The 22,268-nt window shown below is 41.6% G+C and carries 35 protein-coding genes and 1 pseudogene; 32 read left to right on the top strand and 4 right to left on the bottom strand.

From position 1 onward, the window contains the following. Positions 1-242 precede the first annotated feature (242 nt). Complete coding sequence (locus EDC41_RS10140) at positions 243-734, top strand: HNH endonuclease family protein (protein WP_165876903.1); 492 nt, start codon at positions 243-245, stop codon at positions 732-734. Between the two features lie 142 nt (positions 735-876). Here EDC41_RS10140 and EDC41_RS10135 read toward each other — a convergent pair whose 3' ends face one another. Beyond that, positions 877-1,095: a hypothetical protein gene (locus tag EDC41_RS10135; RefSeq protein ID WP_235658915.1), complete on the bottom strand. Its 219-nt coding sequence runs from the start codon at positions 1,093-1,095 to the stop codon at positions 877-879. Positions 1,096-1,208: 113 nt separating this feature from the next. Between EDC41_RS10135 and selD the strand changes: the two genes are divergently transcribed. The 5 genes from selD to EDC41_RS10110 all read left to right on the top strand — a co-directional run bounded on the left by selD (position 1,209) and on the right by EDC41_RS10110 (position 6,468). Continuing rightward, positions 1,209-2,249: a selenide, water dikinase SelD gene (gene selD / locus EDC41_RS10130; RefSeq protein WP_080542692.1), complete on the top strand. Its 1,041-nt coding sequence runs from the start codon at positions 1,209-1,211 to the stop codon at positions 2,247-2,249. Further along, complete coding sequence (locus EDC41_RS10125; protein ID WP_006248779.1) at positions 2,249-2,722, top strand: NUDIX hydrolase; 474 nt, start codon at positions 2,249-2,251, stop codon at positions 2,720-2,722. The genes selD and EDC41_RS10125 overlap by 1 nt, the downstream gene beginning before the upstream one ends. Next, complete coding sequence (gene ubiH / locus EDC41_RS10120; RefSeq protein WP_006251194.1) at positions 2,712-3,920, top strand: 2-octaprenyl-6-methoxyphenyl hydroxylase; 1,209 nt, start codon at positions 2,712-2,714, stop codon at positions 3,918-3,920. The genes EDC41_RS10125 and ubiH overlap by 11 nt, the downstream gene beginning before the upstream one ends. Before the next feature lie 262 nt (positions 3,921-4,182). Next, on the top strand, positions 4,183-5,415 hold the full coding sequence (locus tag EDC41_RS10115; protein ID WP_006248781.1) for a uracil-xanthine permease family protein: 1,233 nt from the start codon (positions 4,183-4,185) through the stop codon (positions 5,413-5,415). A gap of 66 nt (positions 5,416-5,481) precedes the next feature. Next, entirely contained in the window at positions 5,482-6,468 is a 987-nt protein-coding gene (locus EDC41_RS10110; RefSeq protein WP_006251193.1) for a dihydroorotate dehydrogenase, read from the top strand. 40 nt (positions 6,469-6,508) lie between these two features. Here EDC41_RS10110 and EDC41_RS10105 read toward each other — a convergent pair whose 3' ends face one another. The 3 genes from EDC41_RS10105 to EDC41_RS10095 all read right to left on the bottom strand — a co-directional run bounded on the left by EDC41_RS10105 (position 6,509) and on the right by EDC41_RS10095 (position 9,429). After that, positions 6,509-6,919: a DUF2251 domain-containing protein gene (locus EDC41_RS10105; protein ID WP_006248783.1), complete on the bottom strand. Its 411-nt coding sequence runs from the start codon at positions 6,917-6,919 to the stop codon at positions 6,509-6,511. Positions 6,920-6,984: 65 nt separating this feature from the next. Further along, positions 6,985-8,295: a phosphopyruvate hydratase gene (eno, locus tag EDC41_RS10100; protein ID WP_006251191.1), complete on the bottom strand. Its 1,311-nt coding sequence runs from the start codon at positions 8,293-8,295 to the stop codon at positions 6,985-6,987. Positions 8,296-8,709: 414 nt separating this feature from the next. Beyond that, the gene (locus tag EDC41_RS10095) at positions 8,710-9,429 is read right to left on the bottom strand and encodes an XRE family transcriptional regulator (protein ID WP_020831176.1); all 720 of its coding nucleotides are present in this window, start codon (positions 9,427-9,429) and stop codon (positions 8,710-8,712) included. A 176-nt stretch (positions 9,430-9,605) separates the two neighbouring features. On the opposite strand from EDC41_RS10095, the gene EDC41_RS10090 reads away from it, so the two are divergent. From EDC41_RS10090 to EDC41_RS13560, 26 genes and pseudogenes are all read left to right on the top strand, one after another. Beyond that, positions 9,606-9,884 (top strand): helix-turn-helix domain-containing protein, encoded by a 279-nt coding sequence (locus EDC41_RS10090; RefSeq protein ID WP_020831178.1) that lies wholly within the window; start codon positions 9,606-9,608, stop codon positions 9,882-9,884. Positions 9,885-9,927: 43 nt separating this feature from the next. After that, a pseudogene (locus EDC41_RS10085) lies at positions 9,928-11,807 on the top strand (transposase). Positions 11,808-11,810: 3 nt separating this feature from the next. Continuing rightward, positions 11,811-12,692, top strand: a complete 882-nt coding sequence (locus EDC41_RS10080; protein ID WP_006251264.1) for an AAA family ATPase — start codon at positions 11,811-11,813, stop codon at positions 12,690-12,692. A gap of 10 nt (positions 12,693-12,702) precedes the next feature. Beyond that, positions 12,703-12,951: a hypothetical protein gene (locus EDC41_RS10075; RefSeq protein WP_020831183.1), complete on the top strand. Its 249-nt coding sequence runs from the start codon at positions 12,703-12,705 to the stop codon at positions 12,949-12,951. 9 nt (positions 12,952-12,960) lie between these two features. After that, positions 12,961-13,281: a hypothetical protein gene (locus EDC41_RS10070; RefSeq protein ID WP_006251265.1), complete on the top strand. Its 321-nt coding sequence runs from the start codon at positions 12,961-12,963 to the stop codon at positions 13,279-13,281. A 2-nt stretch (positions 13,282-13,283) separates the two neighbouring features. Beyond that, on the top strand, positions 13,284-13,475 hold the full coding sequence (locus tag EDC41_RS10065; protein WP_005822932.1) for a hypothetical protein: 192 nt from the start codon (positions 13,284-13,286) through the stop codon (positions 13,473-13,475). Positions 13,476-13,487: 12 nt separating this feature from the next. Beyond that, on the top strand, positions 13,488-14,105 hold the full coding sequence (locus tag EDC41_RS10060) for a DUF3164 family protein (RefSeq protein WP_006251266.1): 618 nt from the start codon (positions 13,488-13,490) through the stop codon (positions 14,103-14,105). 318 nt (positions 14,106-14,423) lie between these two features. Further along, positions 14,424-14,636, top strand: a complete 213-nt coding sequence (locus tag EDC41_RS10055) for an ANR family transcriptional regulator (protein ID WP_006251267.1) — start codon at positions 14,424-14,426, stop codon at positions 14,634-14,636. 5 nt (positions 14,637-14,641) lie between these two features. Further along, entirely contained in the window at positions 14,642-14,824 is a 183-nt protein-coding gene (locus EDC41_RS10050; protein ID WP_032844828.1) for a hypothetical protein, read from the top strand. 22 nt (positions 14,825-14,846) lie between these two features. Further along, positions 14,847-15,422 (top strand): DUF5420 family protein, encoded by a 576-nt coding sequence (locus tag EDC41_RS10045; protein ID WP_006251269.1) that lies wholly within the window; start codon positions 14,847-14,849, stop codon positions 15,420-15,422. Between the two features lie 3 nt (positions 15,423-15,425). Further along, positions 15,426-15,803 carry a hypothetical protein gene (locus tag EDC41_RS10040; RefSeq protein WP_006251270.1) on the top strand — a complete coding sequence of 126 codons (378 nt, stop codon included), beginning with the start codon at positions 15,426-15,428 and terminating at the stop codon, positions 15,801-15,803. Positions 15,804-15,874: 71 nt separating this feature from the next. Further along, positions 15,875-16,045, top strand: coding sequence for a hypothetical protein (locus EDC41_RS13570; protein ID WP_006251271.1), 171 nt, complete (start codon positions 15,875-15,877; stop codon positions 16,043-16,045). After that, positions 16,045-16,599, top strand: coding sequence for a hypothetical protein (locus tag EDC41_RS10035; protein ID WP_006251272.1), 555 nt, complete (start codon positions 16,045-16,047; stop codon positions 16,597-16,599). Before EDC41_RS13570 ends, EDC41_RS10035 begins: the two co-directional genes overlap by 1 nt. Next, entirely contained in the window at positions 16,583-17,005 is a 423-nt protein-coding gene (locus EDC41_RS10030) for a gp16 family protein (protein ID WP_020831190.1), read from the top strand. Before EDC41_RS10035 ends, EDC41_RS10030 begins: the two co-directional genes overlap by 17 nt. A gap of 355 nt (positions 17,006-17,360) precedes the next feature. Further along, complete coding sequence (locus EDC41_RS10025) at positions 17,361-17,960, top strand: phage antirepressor Ant (protein ID WP_006251274.1); 600 nt, start codon at positions 17,361-17,363, stop codon at positions 17,958-17,960. A gap of 10 nt (positions 17,961-17,970) precedes the next feature. After that, positions 17,971-18,177, top strand: a complete 207-nt coding sequence (locus tag EDC41_RS10020; RefSeq protein WP_006251275.1) for a hypothetical protein — start codon at positions 17,971-17,973, stop codon at positions 18,175-18,177. Between the two features lie 92 nt (positions 18,178-18,269). Further along, positions 18,270-19,160 (top strand): hypothetical protein, encoded by an 891-nt coding sequence (locus EDC41_RS10015; RefSeq protein ID WP_006251276.1) that lies wholly within the window; start codon positions 18,270-18,272, stop codon positions 19,158-19,160. A 127-nt stretch (positions 19,161-19,287) separates the two neighbouring features. Beyond that, the gene (locus tag EDC41_RS10010; protein WP_006251277.1) at positions 19,288-19,719 is read left to right on the top strand and encodes a hypothetical protein; all 432 of its coding nucleotides are present in this window, start codon (positions 19,288-19,290) and stop codon (positions 19,717-19,719) included. A gap of 85 nt (positions 19,720-19,804) precedes the next feature. Continuing rightward, a complete protein-coding gene (locus tag EDC41_RS10005) occupies positions 19,805-20,338 on the top strand; it encodes a glycoside hydrolase family 108 protein (RefSeq protein ID WP_006248646.1) in 534 nt (177 codons plus the stop codon). A gap of 2 nt (positions 20,339-20,340) precedes the next feature. After that, the gene (locus EDC41_RS10000) at positions 20,341-20,583 is read left to right on the top strand and encodes a DUF2644 domain-containing protein (RefSeq protein ID WP_020831193.1); all 243 of its coding nucleotides are present in this window, start codon (positions 20,341-20,343) and stop codon (positions 20,581-20,583) included. After that, a complete protein-coding gene (locus EDC41_RS09995; protein WP_020831194.1) occupies positions 20,580-20,939 on the top strand; it encodes a DUF2681 domain-containing protein in 360 nt (119 codons plus the stop codon). The genes EDC41_RS10000 and EDC41_RS09995 overlap by 4 nt, the downstream gene beginning before the upstream one ends. Positions 20,940-20,953: 14 nt before the next feature. After that, positions 20,954-21,109 (top strand): hypothetical protein, encoded by a 156-nt coding sequence (locus tag EDC41_RS13565; protein ID WP_006251280.1) that lies wholly within the window; start codon positions 20,954-20,956, stop codon positions 21,107-21,109. After that, the gene (locus EDC41_RS09990) at positions 21,102-21,359 is read left to right on the top strand and encodes a hypothetical protein (RefSeq protein ID WP_005606396.1); all 258 of its coding nucleotides are present in this window, start codon (positions 21,102-21,104) and stop codon (positions 21,357-21,359) included. The genes EDC41_RS13565 and EDC41_RS09990 overlap by 8 nt, the downstream gene beginning before the upstream one ends. Further along, positions 21,359-21,613 (top strand): hypothetical protein, encoded by a 255-nt coding sequence (locus EDC41_RS09985; protein WP_005606393.1) that lies wholly within the window; start codon positions 21,359-21,361, stop codon positions 21,611-21,613. Before EDC41_RS09990 ends, EDC41_RS09985 begins: the two co-directional genes overlap by 1 nt. 7 nt (positions 21,614-21,620) lie before the next feature. After that, a complete protein-coding gene (locus EDC41_RS09980; protein WP_006251281.1) occupies positions 21,621-22,121 on the top strand; it encodes a DUF1804 family protein in 501 nt (166 codons plus the stop codon). After that, positions 22,121-22,267 (top strand): hypothetical protein, encoded by a 147-nt coding sequence (locus EDC41_RS13560; RefSeq protein WP_006251282.1) that lies wholly within the window; start codon positions 22,121-22,123, stop codon positions 22,265-22,267. Before EDC41_RS09980 ends, EDC41_RS13560 begins: the two co-directional genes overlap by 1 nt. The last annotated feature ends 1 nt before the right edge of the window (position 22,268 follow it).

Below are 22,268 nucleotides of genomic sequence, written 5' to 3'. Positions count from 1 at the left end.
ACGGATTTGGGTGGAAAAGAATTTAAGCTCAAATTAATCTGACAGACACGGTAATTTAAAACGGGGGACTGTCAGATTAGGTTTGATCTTCTACAGATAATTATTATCAGTATATCATTCATATTTTGTCTATGTTTCATACTTCGTTCAGGTCAAAAATTTATAAAAATTGGCTTTTTGATGTGTTGTATAAGATTAGTGAACATCCGTCCATTAAAGGTAGTTATAACTTAAAGGATGATGTGTATTTAACTATTTTAGAGGAAATAGCTGATAAACATTATAAAAAGAATAAATCTGATGCTCCTAATTTTTTTGAGAATGGTCAATCAACTCCTCACTATATTTTTAATTATTTAGATTATCTTTTATGGAAAAATTGGGATAAATATCTAGATAAGAAGGAGAATATATTTATAGAAAAGAATCAGTTTAGATTTTCTTTGTCACGAACATCAATAGAACATTACCTTGCTCAAAATAGAACAAGTGATTCAATAGTTCACAATTTTGGTAATCTTTGTTTGATTTCTCCACATCAGAATTCAGCATTAAGTGATTATGAAACGACTACAAAGAGAAGTTTTTATGAGGGAGCAAGTAAACGTTTCGATTGTATGAGTTTAAAACAAGCTATTATGCTTTCAAAAGAAAACTGGACAGAGAAGGATATAGAAGAACATTGCGAGGATATGAAAAAACTTTTAGATACTAAGCCTTCTCAGAATAAATAAATTTTCACAAGCGGTGCAACTTTGCAAAAACTTCGGTATTATGTAGCAGTTGCACAAAACCCCAAATTCATTAAAACCGCTTAAAAATGAAATGCCCTAAACTGATTTTTCAGTCTAGGGCATTTATTATCACATATTATGGTTAATAGGGAAAACTCACATCATTGTTATGCTGGTGATATTTTTGCCAAAATGCGTGATATTGTTTTTTCACCGATGTGTTTAATAAAAACGGGATTATCAAGACATAGGTCGGGCAATTCCATAGCATTGCACGTTGTGTATCCGTGCCGATTTTGGTGCGTAAGTAACCAAACTGATACATTAGACCCAATCCAACCGTCACCCATTCTAATAGCATAATAACTAAGGTCGCATCATTAAATTAAAAGCTCATTTTTTGCAAAAAATTTCCCAAATTCCACCGCTTGTTGGCGTACAATAGGCATAATTTTGATTTACGATGGAGGCAGAATGTCTGAACCGATAAAACTTACGCAGTTCAGCCACGGGGCGGGTTGAGGCTGTAAAATTTCGCCTAAGGTGTTAGGGACAATTTTACAAACTCAATTAGAACAATTTGTCGATCCGAATTTATTGGTAGGCAATGAAACGGCGGACGATGCTGCCGTCTATGATTTAGGGAACGGGCAGGCCATTATCAGCACCACCGATTTCTTTATGCCGATTGTGGACGCCCCGTTTGATTTCGGGCGAATTGCTGCTGCCAATGCGATTAGCGATATTTATGCGATGGGTGGCAAGCCGATTATGGCGATTGCGATTCTGGGCTTTCCGGTGAATAAATTGCCGGCTGAAGTGGCTCAACAAATTGTCGAAGGTGGGCGTTTTGCGTGCCAGCAAGCCGGTATTGCCTTGGCGGGCGGGCATTCGATTGATTCGCCCGATCCGATTTTCGGCTTGGCTGTTACCGGCATTGTGCCGACCGAACGGGTGAAACGCAATGCCTCTGCGGTGGCTGGGTGTGAGCTGTTTTTAACCAAGCCTTTGGGGATTGGCATTCTAACCACGGCAGAGAAAAAAGGTTTGTTGAAGCCTGAACATCAACATCTGGCAAGCGAGGTAATGTGCCAAATCAACTTGATTGGTTCAGCGTTTTCCGAACTGCCTGAAGTCACGGCAATGACTGATGTAACCGGTTTTGGCTTACTCGGGCATTTAAGCGAGGTGTGTCAAGGCTCGGGCTTACGGGCGGAGGTTGATTTTGAGGATATTCAAGTCCTTGATGGCACTAAGGAGTATATTGCATTGGGAGCAGTTCCGGGTGGGACAAATCGCAATTTCGACAGCTATGGGCATTTGATTTCGGCAATGACGGACGAGCAAAAAGCGATTTTGTGCGATCCGCAAACCTCTGGCGGTTTATTAGTGGCGGTGCTGCCACAAGCGGTCGAAAAAGTGCAACAAATTGCAAATCGGGCAAATGTGCCGTTATTCCACGTTGGCAGATTGCTGGAAATGGAACAGGGCAAACCACGGATTGAGGTAATTTGATGTTTAAACCAAATGTAACAATGGCTTGCGTGGTGCATTGTAAGGGAAAGTTTCTGTTTGTGGAAGAAATTGAATATGGCAAACGTACCCTTAACCAGCCGGCAGGGCATTTAGAAAAAGATGAAACCTTGCTGGAGGGGGCAAGCCGTGAGCTGTTTGAGGAAACCGGTATTCGGGCAGAAATGGCAAATTTGGTGAAAATTTATCAATGGCAAGCCCCTCGTTCACAAACCGATTTCTTGCGTTTTCTGTTTTCGGTGGAACTGGAAGAGTGGCTGGAGCCGAATCCGCAAGATGCGGATATTACCCAAGCCCTTTGGCTTACTTTAGCAGAATTTGAAGACTACATTCAGCAACAAGGGCAATGTGCCAGAAGCCCGTTGGTGGTTCAATCGGTCAAAGATTATTTAAGCGGTGAGCGTTATCCATTAAGTTTGTTGAATGCGTTTGAATGGGCGAGAAATGGAAAATAAAACAACAACCCAATTTGATGTGGTGATTGTGGGCGGGGCAGTGACCGGCTCGGTGCTGGCATTGGCGTTAAGTAGTTTTACTCATCACAAAATCTCGATTGCGATAGTGGAAAAATCGCTGCCGGACTATGAACAGCAAGGCGGTTTTGATGCTCGCAGTATTGCCTTAGCCGAAGGCAGTTTGCAAAAAATGGGGCAAATCAGACCGCTTGCAGGCTCAAGTTTAGGCGAGATGATTAGCGAAATCGGCACGCCGATTCAGCAAATTCAAGTAGCGGATAAAGGGCATTTTGGTAAAACGACCTTGAAAGCAAGCGAGCAGAATGTGGCTCAACTGGGTATGGTGGTGGAACTTGCAAAATTCGGCAGAAAATTGACCGCTTGTCTTGCACAGCAAGCTAATATTACGCTTTTTTGCCCGAATCAAGTGGTTGGCATTGAGCGTTCCCAACAACATTGTGGATTGAGCTTGAAAAATGGTGAGAAACTAAGCTGTTCCTTGCTGGTGGCGGCAGATGGTATTCAATCTCAGATTGCAAAACAGTGCGGTGTGGAAACCGTAAAAGTAAGGGATTATGCACAATCGGCAATTATCGCCAATGTGGAACTGAGTGAATCTCACCAAAATCAAGCCTTTGAATATTTTACGCCTCAAGGCCCTTTTGCTTTATTGCCTTTGAGCGGAAATATGATGTCGTTGGTGTGGTGTGTGAAAGAGCCGAACGAGTTAATCCAACTTTCAGACAGTGAATTTTTAGCCCGTTTGCAACAACAATTTGGTTGGAAGTTAGGGCAATTTGTTCGAGTGAGCAAGCGGTTTGTTTATCCGCTCATTTTGCAAAAAGCCCAGTCGCATATTCACCACCGCTTAGCAGTTGTCGGCAATGCCGCACAAATGCTTCACCCGGTTGCTGGGCAAGGTTTCAACTTAGGCTTGCGTGATTTGACTACCTTAGCGGAATTAGTGGCTTTGGCGTTTAATCAAGGGAAAGATATAGGCGAATTTTCGCTCTTATCAACTTTTGAGAATGAGAGAACGCAAGATCAAGCCAGAATGATAAATGCTACAAGCGGTCTGATTTCGCTTTTTTGTTGCGAAATGTTACCAGTTCAGGTTGTGAGGAATTTAGGGTTATTAACGGTTTCCCATTCAAAAATAGCCAGAGATTTTGTTGCTAATCAGGCATTAGGTTGGTAAAAAACACAAAAGCAGCAATTTTCTATTTGACACTGTTTTTAAAAAGGCGTATTATCCAGCCCGTTTAAAAATCTCACCAAAGCCTTGAATGCAAATTCAAGGCTTTTTCCTTTTTAGTGAAAGCCTATGAATTTTGTTTGCCGTAAAATCGGCAAAAAAATTTTGCCTAAAATTCGCAATCGTTTGCGAAATAGGTTTATAGCGTTGTTTTCATCTGGGTAACTGCAATGGTTACATCGCAATACATCAAAGAGAGTAAAAAATGACCACAGAAAATATGAGTACGCCAAAGCAGGCGTTTATCGGGCTGCAAATGCTGTTTGTTGCATTTGGGGCGTTAGTATTAGTTCCGCTGATTACCGGTTTAGATCCTAATGTTGCCCTTCTTACCGCCGGTGTCGGTACGTTAATCTTCCAAATTTGTACTAAACGTCAAGTTCCTGTTTTCCTCGCATCAAGTTTCGCTTTTATCGCTCCAATCCAATTCGGTGTTCAACAATGGGGAATTCCCGTCACAATGGGAGCATTGCTCTGTTCCGGTTTTATTTATATGGCATTATCTGCTTTAGTGAAAGCGAAAGGGGTGAATATTCTGCATAAATACTTCCCTCCAATCGTGATTGGACCGGTAATTATGGTGATTGGTTTAGGTCTTGCTCCTGTTGCGGTGGATATGGCAACGGGTAAATCGGCGAATATTGCCTATAACACCGCTATTATTGTTTCAATGATAACGCTGGTAACTACGCTGATTGTGGCGGTGTTTGCGAAAGGGCTATTAAAGCTCGTGCCAATATTAGCAGGTTTAACGGTGGGATATATCTTGTCTGTTTTTATGGGATTGGTGGATTTTACTAAAGTGGTTGAAGCTCCTTGGTTTAGTCTACCGAAAGTTTCCGCACCGGAATTCAAATTAGATGCAATCTTGTATTTATTACCTATCGCACTTGCTCCGGCAGTCGAACACTTAGGCGATGTAATGGCAATCAGCCAAGTTGCCGGTAAAGATTTTATGAAAAAACCGGGGTTACACCGCACGCTTTTAGGTGATGGTTTAGCAACTTCAGCAGCTGCGGCATTAGGTGGCCCACCAAATACGACTTACTCTGAAGTAACCGGTGCGGTAATGCTAACCAAAAACTTCAATCCGAAAATTATGACTTGGGCTGCGTGCTGGGCTATCGCTTTCTCATTCTGCGGAAAAATCGGGGCATTCCTTGCCACTATCCCTACTTTTGTGATGGGCGGTATTATGATGTTGCTGTTCGGTGCAGTTGCGGTTGTGGGGATCAATACTCTAATTAAAGCTAAAGTTGATTTAAGCATTCCACGTAATCTTTGTATTGCTTCTGTAGTAATGACATTCGGTATTGGCGGTATGTTAATTAACATCGGCGAATTCTCATTAAAAGGGATCAGCTTGTGTGCATTAGTCGCTATTGTACTTAACATTGTATTACCAAAAGAAAAAGTAGAAGATTCTGCTGCTCATTAATCAAAGGACGCTGTGGCGTCCTTTTTGCTAATAACCCTCTATTTGTAAATAAAAAGGAATAACACTATGCAAAAACTCACATTTTCACCACCACTTTTAAATACGCCTTGCCCTTGGTGTTCGGAGTTAGAGAGCTTGCGTGAACTTTATGCGTGTGAATATACCGGTGCGGTAACAACCCGTACTTCAATGCCTCAACCATATCCACACGATTGGGCGAAGAACCAATATGTACTCTTTGATTCCAACGCACAGAAAACAGCAAGTGTGAATACTCAAGATGCAACTAGCTTACAAACAGCAAGCCTTAACACCATCGGTTTAAGCCCAAATAATCTGGATACCACCATCAGCTTTGTACGCACCATTTCAAATGAGCTGACAGCGCCATCAAGCAAAGCATTTATTATTTCGGTGTTTGGTTCACCCGAAGAGGTGGGGGAATGTTATGAAAAAATTGTTGCTTTCCAAACTGAAGTGAAAATGCCTTTGGCAATGGAGATTAATATCTCTTGCCCGAATATTCCGGGTGAAATTTCGCCTGCTTATTCCGCAGAAGAATTATCACATTACTTGCACGCACTACAAACTTCGCTAAAAAAACTGGCTCAAGGTGATAATGCTTTACCAATCGGGATTAAAATTCCACCTTTTACTTACCAAAATCAATATGATGAATTAATCAAAGGCTTATTACAAGCGGTCGAAAATGGCGAAAATTTACCAATTTCCTTTATTACTTCAACCAATACGCTTGGCTCATCGCTTGTCTTAAATGCTGGCAAAGCGGTATTAAATTCAGAAGTGGGAACGGGCGTAGGCGGAATGGCAGGAACGGCAATCCATGCACTTTCTTTGGGGAATGTTTACACGATTCGCCAAATGTTAGATCAAGAGCCTAAGCTCAAACATCTTCAAATTATTGGTGTGGGCGGCGTGAATGATAAAGCCGGCTTTGAGCGAATGAAATCGGTTGGGGCAGACTTTGTGGGGTTAGCTACCGCATTAGGGGTGGAAGGAATCGGCGTTTTTAAAGAGATTCTGTCTGAATAATGAAGAGGAGGGCGTGCATTGCACGCCCGAATAAATGAAATTAGCCTAACCATTTCTCCACTAATTCATTAGTGGTTTCTTTATGTACCCACATACTGCCAAGTTCCGGCATTGGGAATTTGGTGTGGTTGTAGCCGACAAATTGGCGGAAATCAAACACGGCGTGCGGGTAGCCGTTGATCAGTAAAAAGGCTTGATAGCCGTCTTCACTCCAGCAAATTTCTAAACGGCGAGGTTCTTTTAATGAATTTTGCTCAATATCGCTGACCCGAAACACAAATAAACTATCCACTACCGGCTGTTCGGTTTGGTGTAAGTCCATTGCATAAAAGTAGCCGCTTTCTTCATCAATTTCAAACATCACTACTAAATGTTCGTGCTGGGTTGAATGAGCGCCATTACGGTAAGGTTCGTTCAGTAGAATATGAGCAGTTAAAACAGAGTAGAGCATTAAATTATCCTTATAAGTAAAATGCCACCGATTTCTCAGTGGCATTTAAATATTTAATCAGGCAATTACGCTTGACCTTTAATCTCTTTACGGCCGTTGAACGGAGCCGGTGTACCAGCACGCTCTAACGCTTCTTCGATACGGATTAACTGGTTGTATTTCGCTACACGGTCTGAACGGCTCATTGAACCGGTTTTGATTTGACCTGCTGCTGTACCTACTGCTAAATCTGCAATGGTTGCATCTTCAGTTTCGCCTGAACGGTGAGAGATAACTGCGGTGTAACCTGCATCTTTCGCCATTTTGATTGCAGCTAAAGTTTCAGTTAAAGAACCGATTTGGTTGAATTTGATTAAGATTGAGTTTGCGATACCTTTCTCAATACCGTTTTTCAAGATTTTGGTATTGGTTACGAATAAGTCATCACCAACTAATTGTACTTTGTCGCCTAATACTTTAGTTTGGTATGCGAAACCTTCCCAGTCAGATTCGTCTTGACCATCTTCGATAGACACGATTGGGTACTCTTTGCATAAGCCTTCTAAGTAGTGAGTGAACTCTTGTGAAGTAAAGGTTTTGCCTTCGCCTTTCATATCGTACACATTGCGTTCTTTGTCGTAGAATTCAGATGATGCACAGTCCATCGCTAAAGTTACGTCTTTACCTAACACATAGCCTGCTTTTTCTACCGCTTCTTTAATGCACGCTAATGCGTCTGCGTTTGAAGCCAAGTTTGGTGCGAAACCACCTTCGTCACCTACAGCAGTATTTAAGCCTTTCGCTTTTAATACTTTTGCAAGATTGTGGAATACTTCAGCACCGATACGAAGAGCTTCTTTTAATGTAGAAGCACCTACCGGTTGAATCATAAATTCTTGAATGTCCACGTTGTTGTCAGCGTGTTCACCACCATTGATGATGTTCATCATTGGTAATGGCATTGAGTAAACACCCGGTGTGCCGTTTAATTCAGCAATGTATGCGTAAAGCGGTAAGCCTTTTGAAGCGGCTGCTGCTTTTGCTGTTGCTAAAGAAACCGCTAAGATAGCGTTTGCACCGAATTTTGATTTGTTTTCTGTGCCATCTAAATCGATCATAATTTGGTCGATTTCAGCTTGTGCAGAACCGTCTTTGCCTACTAATGCGTTTGCAATTTCGTTATTTACGGCAGAAACCGCTTTTAATACACCTTTACCTAAGAAACGACCTTTGTCGCCATCACGTAATTCTAATGCTTCACGTGAACCGGTAGAAGCACCTGATGGAGCGGCTGCTAAGCCTACAAAACCACCTTCTAAGTGAACTTCTGCTTCTACAGTTGGGTTACCACGAGAGTCGATGATTTCACGACCGATTACTTTAACAATTTTAGCCATTGTTGATGTCCTCTAATATACGAGTTAATAGAAAAAAGAATAGGTATATAGTAAAGCGATTTTCTGCTTTTGTCTTGGAAAAACTGATTGAGTGGCAGAAAATTTGCCACTAATTTGATCTAAGACTATATTCGCCTGAGATTATAGCAACCTTTGCAAAAAACGGCAAAAATTTGCCCGCTTGTATGCTTATTTTTTGATTAAATGTGGGGTACTGATCTTTTTTGCATAGAGAGAAAGAAAAAAATTTGGGCGGAAAAATAACGGCGAGGCTAGGAAATACAAGGCTTCGCCGTTTTTGTTTGGTTGGGGCTATGCAAAAAAACAAAATGAGCAGGATTAGAAAAAAATGAGCAGTTTTTGCGATATTTTTTGCATAGGTTTGATCGGTTTTAAAACCATTTTAAAGCAGTTTTAAACGAGAGAATGCCCGATATGTACCACTTGTCCGATGATTTGGAGGTTTTGAGCTTCTTCGGCGGTAATCTGTATTGGGCGGTAGGACTCGTTATCGCTAATTAATTCAATATAGTCCCATTCTTTTCTAATCCGTTTAACCCATACGCTTTCCCCATTCTGCACAAGATAAATCTTATCATCACCACGAGGCTCTCGTTTGCTGAAATCTACCAGCATTTGGTCACCGTCTGCAATGGTAGGGTGCATTGATGTTCCATTTGCCCAAAACACGCCGCAGTTGTGGGCTTTTACGCCGAGGCTTTGCAGCAGGCTGTCGGCGTAAGGTTCTTGCCCGTCTGGCTTCGTTACGCCCTCGTTAAAGCTGCCAAAGCCTGCTGAAACGTTGATTGTGCTGAATCCGTTAATCATTGAAACAATATCATCAGCCATTTTTTCTAGTCGCTCAAACTCTCTTGCCACAATACTGGTATTCTCTGATTGTGGTTTGCTTTCCTTACCTGTTGCCAGCCATTCAAGGCTCACATTTGACACCTCTGCTATTTTTACAAGATTTGAACGAGATGGATCTGCCTCTCCTTTTACCCACCTAGATAGTGATGCTTGGGCTACCCCCACTGCTCTTGCAAACTCACTGTAATTGTCCTTAAAGCTATTTTTTGCAATCCATTTCATTCTTTCTGAGAAGCTCTCATCGTAAATGTTTGGTTTACTCATCTTTTACGTTTCCATTAATAAAGTTTTACTCGTAAAACATACTCATAAACCATTGATTTTCAAGTGATTTGTGAATAAAGCAAAAATATTTTAAATATTTTTATGTTTTACGGTTGATTTATTTAAAGTTTTACGGTTAAATACACACATCAGATAGATAAAAAGAGGTGTATCAAATGAGTGTATTAAGCGACGTTAAAAAAACCGCACAGAGAGACTGGCATCGAGCCGATATTCTGGCGGAACTTCGTAAAAAAGGTTGGTCACTTCGCACTTTGGCAGATGAAGGTAATGTTAGCTATAACACCCTGAAATCAGTCTTAGACAAGCCTTATCCCAAAATGGAACGTCTAGTCGCAAATGCTATAGGCGTTGCTCCTGAAGTAATTTGGGCAGGACGAACCGCAGAACGTATAGAACGTAATCGGCGACCAACCTTAACGAATAAGTTCTAATCATAAATGATCTTTAACGTAAAAGATACAAAAAGGAGCATTTATGAGTGAGATAAGTTTAAAAACACACTATTCAGTAGCTGAATTATTAAGTTTTAAGTTATCTAGTTTGCCAAGTGCTCATAAAAATGTGCTTGATAAAGCTATAAGAGAAAACTGGCAATCTCAAAAACGCAAAGGGCGTGGCGGTGGTGTTGAGTATGAATTAGCCTGCCTCCCTCAAGAAATCCAAACCGAAATCCGCTCCCGCTTTATGTCGGCGGTGGTGGAAGCCAAGCCGAAAAAGTTACCGGTAGTGCGTGCGGAGGTGGAGTTAGGCAACCTTACTACCAAACAGCGAGAAATTGCTGATGCACGAATGGCACTGGTGGCGTATGTGTTGGAGTTGGAAGGCTCAATGAGCCGAATTAAAGCGATAACCTACCTTTGCAACCTTGCCAAACAAGGCGAAATGCCACCGCACTTGGCGGAGCTGGTTGCCGTAGCAAATGCTAAAAAGACGGCAAAACGCACACTCTCGGTGCGAACCTTAAACGGCTGGGTGGTGGATTACTGCAAGGCGGAGAACGCCGAGCAACGGTTGAAACTGCTTGCCCCACAGGTACGGCAGGAGACCAAGCCAGAAGAAATTTGGTGGCTGAGTGCCTTTTTGGGGACGTATCGTCAGAAAAACGGCATTTGCCTCACCGAAGCCTACCGAGAATTTGAGGTGGAATGGGCGTATCAGTATGCAGACAACCCGCTACTGTTGGCACAATGCCCCAGCCTAAGCCAAGTACAGCGAGCGATGAATAAGTTGCCGTTGTATGTGAAAGAGTACGGCAGACGCACCGGCTCGCATTACAAGCAGTTGCTTAGCTATGTGAAGCGGGATTGGTCGGTACTTCGAGCAAATGATGTGTGGATTGGTGACGGTCACTCGCTCAAACTCAAAGTGGCCCACCCGATACACGGCAAGCCGTTTACCCCTGAGCTGACAATGATTGTTGATGGTGCAGGCAGAAAGGTGGTCGGTTGGTCGCTGGCACTCAGCGAGAATGCTTTTGCAGTTGCTGATGCCCTAAGGCACGCCATTAGCCTACACGGTGTGCCGGCAATCTACTACTCGGATAACGGTGGCGGTGAGAAAAACAAATTTTTGGATGCAGAGGTGACGGGGATGTTGCCCCGCCTCGGTATCCGACACGAAACAGGGATTGCAGGCAATCCGCAGGGGCGAGGCATTATCGAACGGTTAAATAAAACCATCGGTATGACGATTGCCCGACAGTTTGAAACCGGTTACGCAAGCGGTGCAGATCCGGAAACAGTGCGTAAAAACCTGTATGCGGTGAACTCGCTGGCAAATGCCAAAGGGGAATTAACCCCACTACAACGTAAAGCACAAGGCAAATTGCCAACGTGGCAGCAGTTGATTGATGTGATCCAGTCTGTGATTGATTGGTACAACAACGAGCATATTCACTCGGAAATCCGTACCACGCCGGCACGCAAATATCAGCAGATGTTGCACGCAGAAGATGTGGTGATGTTAAGCCCTGTTGAGTTGCGGGATATGAGCCGACCGGAATTTATCCGTAAGCCGGAGCGAGGTTGGGTAAGTTGGAATAACAACCACTATTTTAACCTGAAATTACTGGATTTTGACCGTGAAGAAGTGGTGATCGGGGTTGATATTCACAATGCCGAGAGCGTGCAGGTGCGTACCAAAGACGGCAGATTTATTTGCGAGGCAATTTGGAACGGCAACACCCGAGAGGCATTCCCGGTGGCGATGGTGGAACAGCAGCGTAAAGAACGCCATAAACGCCGATCCAACCTTAAACAGCAACAGCTTGATGAGATTAATGCGGAATTAAACCCGGTTTTAACCATTGAGCAGAAAAAGAGGATTACGAAAAAAAGTTAGCAGTGGGAGGCTAAACGATGAAAAACCAAGAACTTAGAGCCTTAATGGATAGCAAAGGCTATCAACAAAAACAAGTGGCACAGCTTTTAGGTGTATCCGTTGCCACAGTCAGTCTGTATCTCAAAGGCGATTATAACGGCAATGTGGCTGAAATGGATCGCAAAGTAGACGAGTTGATTGAGCGGGATAAGGCGAAGGTGGTGGAAGCGAAATATAACGCTGCATTTGTGCCAACTTTAGCGGCACGCAGAGGGATGGAGGTAATGCAGTTTGCCCATATTGAAGGCGAGATTAATGTGATTTTTGGGGCAGCCGGTTTAGGTAAAACCCAAATGCTCAAAGAATACGAACGCCGAAACAGCTCTGCCACATTAATTGAGGTTGATCCGAGTTGCACACCTAAAGTCTTGCTCCGCAAGATTGCCGAGGCGGTGGGGGCAAATGCCAGAGGGGTAAATAACGAACTATTAGAAAGCATTGTGAACAAGTTAAAAGGCTCTGAAAGGTTGCTAATGATTGATGAAGCTGAATTACTTTCGACCCGCTCGCTAGAGTTTATCCGCCGAATCCACGATTTAACCGGCGTGGGCGTAGTGTTAGCCGGTATGCCGAGATTGTTGGTTAATCTTAAAGGTAAAAATAATGAGCTGGCACAGCTTTATAGCCGAGTAGGTTTTGCTTGTGACTTAGGCAATGCCTTGAGCGAGGAAGATTTAGGGCTGTTAGCAGAAAGTGCGTTAGGTACAAATGAATTTAATGCCCCGCTGATTAAAGCCTGCAAAGGTAACGCACGCCGATTAAGTAAGTTAATGCGTGGTGTCGTACGGTCTAGCGAGATTAACCAAACGCCAATTAGTAAAGATTTGGTTGAGCAATATAGCAAGATGTTGATTAGTTAGGGAGCGAATTATGACTTGTTTTAGACACTGGACACAAAGAGTAACAGATGGAACAGAAGATTTGTTTTGGTTGGATGAGTTGCTAGTTGGTAAAGATGAGAGAGATGGTAGTTTTACACTTTCTATCTTTGATCCTGATATAGATGACTTTTTGTTATATGAGAAAGTAAAAACAAGAAAAGATTGGGAAATAGCTTATCGAAAAGCCAGAGAAATTATTAATGAACAGGACATAGATTGTAGAAGCTTTAGAGTTTAAGGGGAAAGTATGCAAAAGGTATTTAGCGAAAAAGCAGGCGAAATGATGAACCCATTTAACGCTTATATCCACGACAGCCTTGTGAAGTTAGAAATTGCCACGCTTGAGTGCGAGGCGTTGGATTTGGAAATTGAGCGGGTGGAATTTGAGGCGGCAAGCCCACCTCGCCTTGTGTTGCGAGATAACCGCAAAACGCAGGATTTTGTGAAAAACGGCTTAGCAAGCCTATTTGGAATGAAAACAAAAGGCGGCAGACGGTATGACAGCTACCAAATGCAGGTGCGGGGTGTGAAATGCGTGTGGGAGTCTGAACGTGTTACGAAGGTGTAGAAATGAAAAAACGGCGAATGATTTATGCCCTGTATGTCGGCGAAGAGAATGTGGCTGACGGCACGGCGGAAGAATTAGCAAAACGGTTGGGAGTGGAAGCAAAGACGATCCGATTTATGTCGTCCCCTGCTCATAACAAACGAGTGAAGTATAACGGTAAAGCAGTCCGCACCGTGAAAGTCGGGTTGGAATAGAGAGGAAGTATTATGAGTAAAGTAACAATCGGTAATGAAATTTACTGGAAAGATGCTGATGGCAATTTAAAGCCGGAGGCATTAGTAAAAGAAATCGACAAAGAACGTGATGAATTAGTTCGCCAATTTGTAAGTAAAGCACAAGCGTTAAGCAAAGCGTTAGGCGATTTTAAACAATCCGTATTTGATGACGTAGGGGCTTTTGTCAGCCTATCGGCTGAAAAATATGGAGTAAAAATTGGCGGTGCAAAAGGCAATATCACACTATTTACTTATGACGGTGAATATAAGTTGCAGTTAGCAGTGCAAGAGAATATTCGCTTTGATGAGCGTATTCACGCAGCAAAAGCCTTGATTGATGAATGCTTGCACGATTGGTCGGAAGGGGCAAAACCGGAGCTTAAAGCCTTAATTGATAATGCGTTTGAGGTGGATAAGGAAGGCAATTTATCTACGGCGAAAATCCTATCCCTACGCCGTGTTGAGATTGATGATGCACGCTGGAATCAAGCAATGACGGCAATTTCAGACAGCGTGCAGGTAATTGGTAGTAAAGGTTATATCCGTTTTTATAAACGTGATGAAAATGGCAAATATCAGCCGATTAGTTTAGATATGGCGGGGGTTTAGAATGTTTATTACTTTTAATGTTAATTATACGGATAAACCTGTTGTGGTTAATACAGACAAGGTTTGTTCAATAGAAAATATTAACGGGAATGTAACAGTACACTTTTGTGATAACACAAAATTAATAATGATGGACTTTGATGATAAAGAATATGTATCGTTATTAAATCATTTGCATATTTTAAATCAGTTAAAAAGAAAGTCTTAGTTAAAAAACCTTTTCAATGCCCTTTAAAAATCTCCCCTAGCCCCTCTTTTTCAAAGAGGGGGACAAGATAGAAGGGCATTTATAAAGTGTTTTAACCACAGGAGGAAAAAATGAAAACAGAACAAAAGGCGACTAAGTTTGACCGCTTTCGGTACTATGCCGAGAAAGCCGCAGAAGCAGAACGCAAAGGCAATTATATAGAAGCCCAAGACCACTGGGAAGTTGCAAAATTATCGGCAAAATCGACCGCTAACCTTGGCTGGGCGGAACAACGGGCGGAATTTTGTAAACGTATGCACAACAAGCCATTTGAAGGGGAATAAATATGATGACCGAACAAGATAAAAACGAACTTAACAGCCAATTAAACGAGGCGTTAATGCAGATTATTCAAGCCCAAAAGTATTTAAAACAAAGTGATTTTATTCGCAGCGGCGTGTATCTCGGCACGGTGCAAGATTTGTTGCCAAAGGTGCATTTGAAGTTATTAACGGCAAATCGTAAACATTAACTAAACTAGCAAGGAGTTAAAAATGAAATTTAGATTTTTTAAAGGGGATATAACCCAAGAGCCACTAAAAAGCATTTATGCAGATTATCAAGTATCTAAAGAAGAACGCAAGGATAAGCTCAATGCTATTTTAGAAAAATATCCTTTCAATGATGGATTAATTAGTAGGTCAGGCTGGTTTCATAGAATAGTTATAGGGATTGCTTGTAAAGCAACCAATATTAGCCAAGTTTTAGGTGTTAAAGGGTTCAAGGTCAGTAAATTTGATGATGAGTTTTACCTCGTCAAACCTGATAAACGTTACAAAAAAGGGAAAGAACTTGCAGAAGATTTTAAAGCGATTAATGAAATTTATGAACAACATCGTGATTTCTCACCCTACATCTTAAAGCGTTTGAATATGTTTTATTTTGCAAGTGATTTTAGTTATTCCCCAACATCAGGTCGAAGTTATTTAGCCGTAGCAGACATTTTTGAAAACACCTTACTGGTTAAAGTGCCAATGCCTATTGATAAAAATGATCAACCATTTCCTGATATTGCAGAGGGATTGGTTGAGATTAAAGAAAGTGAGTTTTTAGCAATACAGGGGAAATAAAAAATGACAGAAATGCAACAACAAATCATTAAATGGCTAGCAAATGGTGAAACAGGGACAAGTAGCAAAACAATGGCATTTGTAATTGGTTTTGATGTTATCCCAAGTCGTAGCGGTTACCCTCACGACGTGTCTGATTTCCGCCTTTGTTTTCAGTTGGTAGAAGCCGCTCCAGAAATGCGTAACCATATTTACAAGATGAAGGCAATCAGCCCAATTTGGTCGGAATTTGCCGAAAATTGGGAAGAGTTAGAAAGAAGATATAGAGCGGAGCAAGGTCAAGGGAGGTTACCGCACACCTATGCCTTAATTCAACAGATTACTGATAAAGATCAGAATGTCATAAGAATGGGGAATGTGAGTTTTTCATTTGGTCAATAAGCAAAACCCATTTACAGCCCATTTAACCCCTATTTAAGTGGGCTGAATAATGTGTTTTATAGGAGCATAAAATGGAATATCAAAAAATGCCTGAATATCGGTTATGTAAAAAGAAATCGGGAGATATTGTGTTACAACAATTAGTTATTTGCGAGATAACTCCAGCAACTTGGCATAACCCATACCCTGATAGTCGAACTTATTGGGTTGATCTCGAAACAATAGAAGAAGGAGCAGAATGATGAAACTATGCAAATGCCCGATTTGCCATTCGGAAATCTCGCTGGAGGCGTTGATTGAAGATGATGCGGGGCGTGAGTTGTTAAATACGATAGTCAATATCGGTGGGAATTGTGGGCGTGCAGTGGTGGCTTATTTAGGGTTATTTAAGCCACAGAAAAACAGCCTTGCCAATAGCCGAGCCTTGAAAATTGTGCAGAGTTTGTTGGAGCTTTATACACCCTCTAATGTGTTAGAAAAAGCCTTAATGGATACGGTGGAGCAAGTCCGCCGAAATCGTAGAGAAACCGGTAGATGTGAGCCGCTGGCAAATCATAATTACTTGAAGAAAGTATATGAAAGCGTGAAGCCACAATTTGCAGTAGTAAGAAGTGAAGCGAAAGCAGTGAGTAGCCTTGAGCAACAGCAACGCCAAGCAGACCAAAAGAAACACGATGCGGTGATGTATGTGGAACGAATGAAGCAAATGGGGCAACTGGAAGCCGTTAAGAACACCGAAAGTTATCAAATTTGGCTGAAATGGCAGGAGGAAAAGCAAAATGCAACCGCAAACTAGAAAGCAGATGATACAGAAAATCCATATCGGTAAAAATGAGCTAAAACTGGATAACAACGCCTACAAGATGCTATTGCTGGAAGCGGTGGATAAGCCGAGCTGCTCAATGATGACCGACAGCGAATTAATGACCGTATTGCAAACAATGAAAGCCAAAGGGTTTGTGGTGAAGTCGAAAAAATACGGCAAACGCCCAACAGCAAGTAAAACCGCCCCTCACCGGCAAGGGTTGATAAATAAAATCGGGGCGTTGCTTTATCAAAGCCAAAAGCCGTGGGATTACGCCCACGCCATTGCCAAACGCTCGTTTGGTATTGAGCGGGTGCAATGGCTGACCGATGAGCAGTTGCATAAATTAGTGCAGATGTTGGCGAGTTATAACTACAGGCACGGAATGAGTGTATAGAATTTATTTACAGCCTTCTGCGGAGGGCTGAATAATAAATTTTACGAAATATTTTGCATAGTTATGATTTTTGGGCTTGACTGTCAAGCGGAAAAAGTTTATTTTTCGACAACGATCTCAAAAATCGACAATACAGCTTGCACGGCTGAAAGTATGTGCTATTTTTTTGCCTGAATATCAGAAAGCCTTTGAGCTTCGGAATATCCGTGTAGAAAAATAAATATAATTTAAATCAATGACCGACAGTGCGAGGAATACAAGACCCGAAAGGGGAATAACTCCGCTGTTTATTGTGCAGTTTTGAGCTGTCGGTCGCCCTACTCAAAATAGGGTTTCCAATTCAAGGAAAAACACAATGAATAACTTCCAAATTGCAACCTTTACGGGTTCTCTTCAAAATCAATCTACCTTACTAATTAATGCACGTGATCTACATCAGATGTTACAGATTGGGCGTGATTTTTCTAACTGGATTAAATCAAGAATTGAAAGCTACGGCTTTGTTGAAAATGAAGATTTTACTTGCTCGCCAAATTTGGCGAGCGAGAAAAGCAAAGGTTTAGCCAGCTTTTGGGGCGGTCAAAATAAAATTGACTATCACATCACCCTCGATATGGCAAAAGAACTCTGTATGCTTGAACGCTCCGAATTGGGGCAACAGGCACGCCGTTACTTTATCCAAAAGGAGAAAGAAGCCAACGCCCTGAAACAAGCCCAACCCAAAGCCACAATCGAAATCAGCACCGATAAATACATTGAGCTACTCGAAACCCAAAACCAACTGCTTAAACAAGCGATGAAACCGCAAAAGTACAAGCTACGCCTAAGTGCCGAAGAAAAAAGCCATATTTTCCGCCTGCACCAGCAGGGATTAAGCACAGGGCAAATTGTGCAACAATCGGGGCGTTCAGAAAGTGCCGTGCGTGCGGTTATTCGTGAAAATTTAGGCAAATAAGGAGTGGGTTATGAGAACAGAATTTGAAGATATTGTGCAAAATACCGAAAATTTGGCAAGTGGCTTGTATAGTTTAAGCCATTTACTGGAAATTTTGGATAATACCGAAGACCAAATTTCAATGAGTGGCTTAGCCCATCTTGTCGCAATCATTGCCAGTGCGACTAAAAAACAAGCAAATGATGCAGCAACAGCCTTAAATTGTGTCGATAATTAAAAATTTACACTATTTTTTGCATAGCCCACTTTTTAAAGTGGGCTTTTTTGTGGTAGATTTTAAACAATTCAGGCAGAGAATTGAGGGTTAAGATGTTCTCATTTATTAAAAAATTATTTGATAATAAACCATCATCTATACAAAATATTGAAGAGCCACCTAAGGAAATAGAATCAGAATTGACATCATACGATGAGACCATAAAAACTCTTTTTGAGAAATTTTTAGTCAATTATTCTATTCCTGAAAGACATAATTACAATGTCAGAAAGCGAGTAAGTAAAGAAATTATCTTCTCTCAATTATTAGAATCTGATAGTTTTAGTATGCCAGAAGATAAAAGAGATAGGCTATATAATGCCCTAGTTATTTCAGAGAGCGTAGATTATCAAGAATTACATGCTATTTTTTTGCTAGATGATTTCAAATGGAGGCTATTTGATAATTGCAGAGAGTTTTGTGAAGAGAATAAAATTTATCCATATGCATATCAATTTTTAGCAAATAAACCAGCTATCCCTGATAATTTAGAAAGTGCGTTACTTTTTGTAAAAGTTTCACAACTTAGAGAGTTGTTAAAAGATAAATTATCCCAAAAAATCCCTACAAGAAAAGATGAAGTTTATCCTCTATTTGCTCAACACTTTACTCTCGAAGAGATGAAAGAAATCCTTGAAGAAAGATTCATTGAGGTAAAAAATCAATTTGAGAATACGGTTAAAAATCATAAAATTAATATATTGGGACAATGGTTTACATATTATTCGAATAACTTGTCGGATTATTACCTCTACAGAATTTTGGATAGAACACTAACACATCCTAAACTAGATGTCCCAGAATTTATAAGGCATAGCTACAAAGATCTAGAATTTATAAAAAAGGCTGGTTTAAGTTGCTTTGATGAAAAAGGAAATTTGACAAGTGTCCCTCCTTTATTCCCTGGTGATTATTCCGGAATAAACTATGGGAATTATTATTAAAGTATAAGACCGCTTCAAGCGGTCTTTTTTTATGCAAAATTTGCAAAAAAATTTTTAAGTAAGTATTACAGATTTGAATAACCCCCTTGGATAATGGCTTTTGTGGAAATTATTCAAGGGGATTTTTATGTCTGAATTTGAAAGTGTTGAGCATTATTTGCCTGAATCTGTAAAGGAAATTGTTGATTTGATTGGCTTGTCTGCAACCGAGAAACTGATTAAAGCCTTTGGAGGCTTTTCGTTCCAGTTTTCCAAGGGGAAGGTTTATTTTGAAAAACTTAAAGATGTGTTAGGAGAAGAAGATGCAGAAAAATTATACGATTACTTAAGATCTAATATAGCTTATTTGCCTCGTTGCCAAACAGCCTTGCGATTATTGCGTAATGAGCGAATTTATACCGATTATTGCCGAATGACAGAACAAGAGGGAATAAGCGGTCGTTTGGCAATTATGCAGATTTGCTCAAAATACGGTGTGTCCGACCGTATTGCGTGGGATGCCGTAAGGTATTTAAAATCTAAACCTAAGCAACCTATTACGCAAACATCACTTTTTTAATTTGTGGAACTCTTTCATCTCCCCTATCTTACATTAAATCATTAAAGTCTCTTTAAATCATCATTGAATTTAAAGAGGCTTTTTTATGACTGAACCTATCAAAAACAAGGCAACTATTGCTGACTTTAACCTTGCATTTGACCGTCTTATCGGACACGAGGGCGGTTATGTGAATGACCCGAAAGACCCCGGTGGCGAAACGAATTGGGGTATCACTATCCATACTGCCCGTGCGAATGGCTATACCGGCTCTATGCGTGCAATGAGCCGTGCGGATGCGAAAACTATTTACCTCAAAGCCTTTTGGCAACGTTATAACTGTGAGCAGTTCCCGCCTGAGTTGGCTTTTCAGTTTTTAGATGCGTGTGTAAACCACGGTTCGGGCAATGCTAGCCGAATGTTACAGCGAGCAGTAGGTGTGGCTGATGACGGCATTATCGGCAAAGTGACTTTGGCTGCGATTGAGCGTTATTCAGTGGCTGATGTGGGCTTGCTTTTCCAAGCGGAACGCCTTGAGTTTTACACCAAGCTCAAACACTTTGACCGTTTTGGTAGAGGTTGGATTAACCGAATGGCGGGCAATTTGCGTTATTTTGCCAAAGACACGGTGGAGGAATAATCGTGAAACAATTTTTACTTGATTTAATTACCAATAAAGACGGCACAGCCAGCACGACTGGTTTTATTCAGTTTATCAGTTGGCTGGTGCTGTCGGGCATTTTAATTCACGCCTACCTTTACGATAAGCCGTTTATTTCCGACTGGTGGTTTGCTTATGCCGGTATTTGTGTGCTGGGCAGCCCTGCCACAAAAGGCGTGGTAAGTGCGTTAAAAAAAGACCGAACAAAGGGAGATGAAGAATGATTACTCAACAAATTGTCGGTTTTATCGGTGTGATTGGCACAGTAATTGCCTATGCGTTTTTTAAAGGCTGGCAATTAAAGCAGGAGCGGAAACTTACCGCTACATTAAAGGCGGAAAAGCAGCAACAAGCGGTCGAAATTCAACAAAAAAATGCAGAGGTTAAAAATGCTCAAATTCAACAAAAACACATTAACGAAACTCGCCGTATTCAGCCTAGTGCCGTTGATGAGCGGTTGCACCAACACGGTTACTTCCGTGACGACTACGGGTTGCACGGCGTTCGGTCTGATTTATCCGAGCCGTGCGGACACAATGGAAACGAAACGCCAAGTGCTTGCACACAATCTGACCTATGAGGAAGTTTGCCAGAATGAAGTTAATTAAAACACTCAGACAGCGTTGGCAACAATGGCGTTTTTACCGCCGCCGACCTGACCTTGCAGAATTGCATAACGTGGTGCGTGCGGCGGCAGCACAAGGTAATCAACACCCGGTCGGGCGAGCCAAAAGGGGGCGTTATGATTGATGAAAAACTGTTTCAGATGCTGATCTCTTTTGTAGTTGCTCCGTTAGTGGCGTTTGTAGGCAAGGTCATATTTGATCGTATCAACCGCAATGAGCAAACGGTAAAAGAGCTAAAAGCAGAAATGGAGAGCAAATATCAATCCAAAGAGCTTGCCCACGAAGTGAATAGAGGGATTAAGGAAAAGCTAGACGATATTTTAGACTCGCTCAAAGAAGTAAACCAAAAACTTGATAAAAAGGCGGATAAGTAATGAGCCGTAAAAAACAAAAGCAAACCGATTCGGAAAAATTAGACCTGATTTTAGGTGGATTAAATGAGCTTAACGATAAGGTGGATAAACAAAACGAAGAAATCGAACGCTTACACCGTGAAATCCAAGCGACTAATCGTTTAGTGAATGAAATGGCACGCAAAAACCGCCGTGATGCCGTGGTTGCCGGTGGCTTGGGTGGCGGCATTGTTGCTGTGGGTTTTGAGTTGTTACGCCTGAAATTTGGAATGTAGAGGGCGTATGGCACACGATGTTGAAGTACAAAAAGCGGTTAGGCAAGCCTATGTGTTTGACCGTTTAAGCCTCGAAATGGCAGCCGAGCGTGCCGGTGTGTCGTTTGGCACAGCTCGCCGTTGGAAAGCCAACGCTGAAAAGAACGGCGATAACTGGGAAAAAGCCCGTGATGTGCAAGCAATGGCAAGTGGTGGCATTGAGAATATCGCTCAAGGCTTGTTAGCCGGTTTTTTAATTAAGTACCGCACGTTGATGACGGAGCTTGAGGAAAACACGAAAATGACCACTGAGGCGAAAGTGGAAGCATTAGCTGCTCTGGCTGATTCGTTTGCGAAGATGACGGCATCGAGCAAGAAACTATTGCCTGAAACAAGTGCAATGGCAACCGCTATGCGTGCGATTGAGATGATGGCGAATATCGTCAAAACCAAGAAACCGCATTTATTACCTGACTTTTTAGAAATGCTGGACGATTTAGAAGTGCAGTTTAAAAAGGAGTTTAAGTAATGGCTAAGAAAAAACAAACTGTGGTGCATAAGCATTACTCTTTCCGTTGGATTGTCCAACTTGCTTGTATTCTCGGAGCAATAAAACTAATGCTCAACGGTACAGACGGTTGGGGCTGGTTGTTGCTTATCGCAGTTTGTTTGTAAT

Source organism: Mannheimia haemolytica (assembly GCF_004342115.1).
In the GTDB taxonomy this organism is placed as follows: domain Bacteria; phylum Pseudomonadota; class Gammaproteobacteria; order Enterobacterales; family Pasteurellaceae; genus Mannheimia; species Mannheimia haemolytica.
This window is presented reverse-complemented; position numbering and strand designations above follow the sequence as displayed.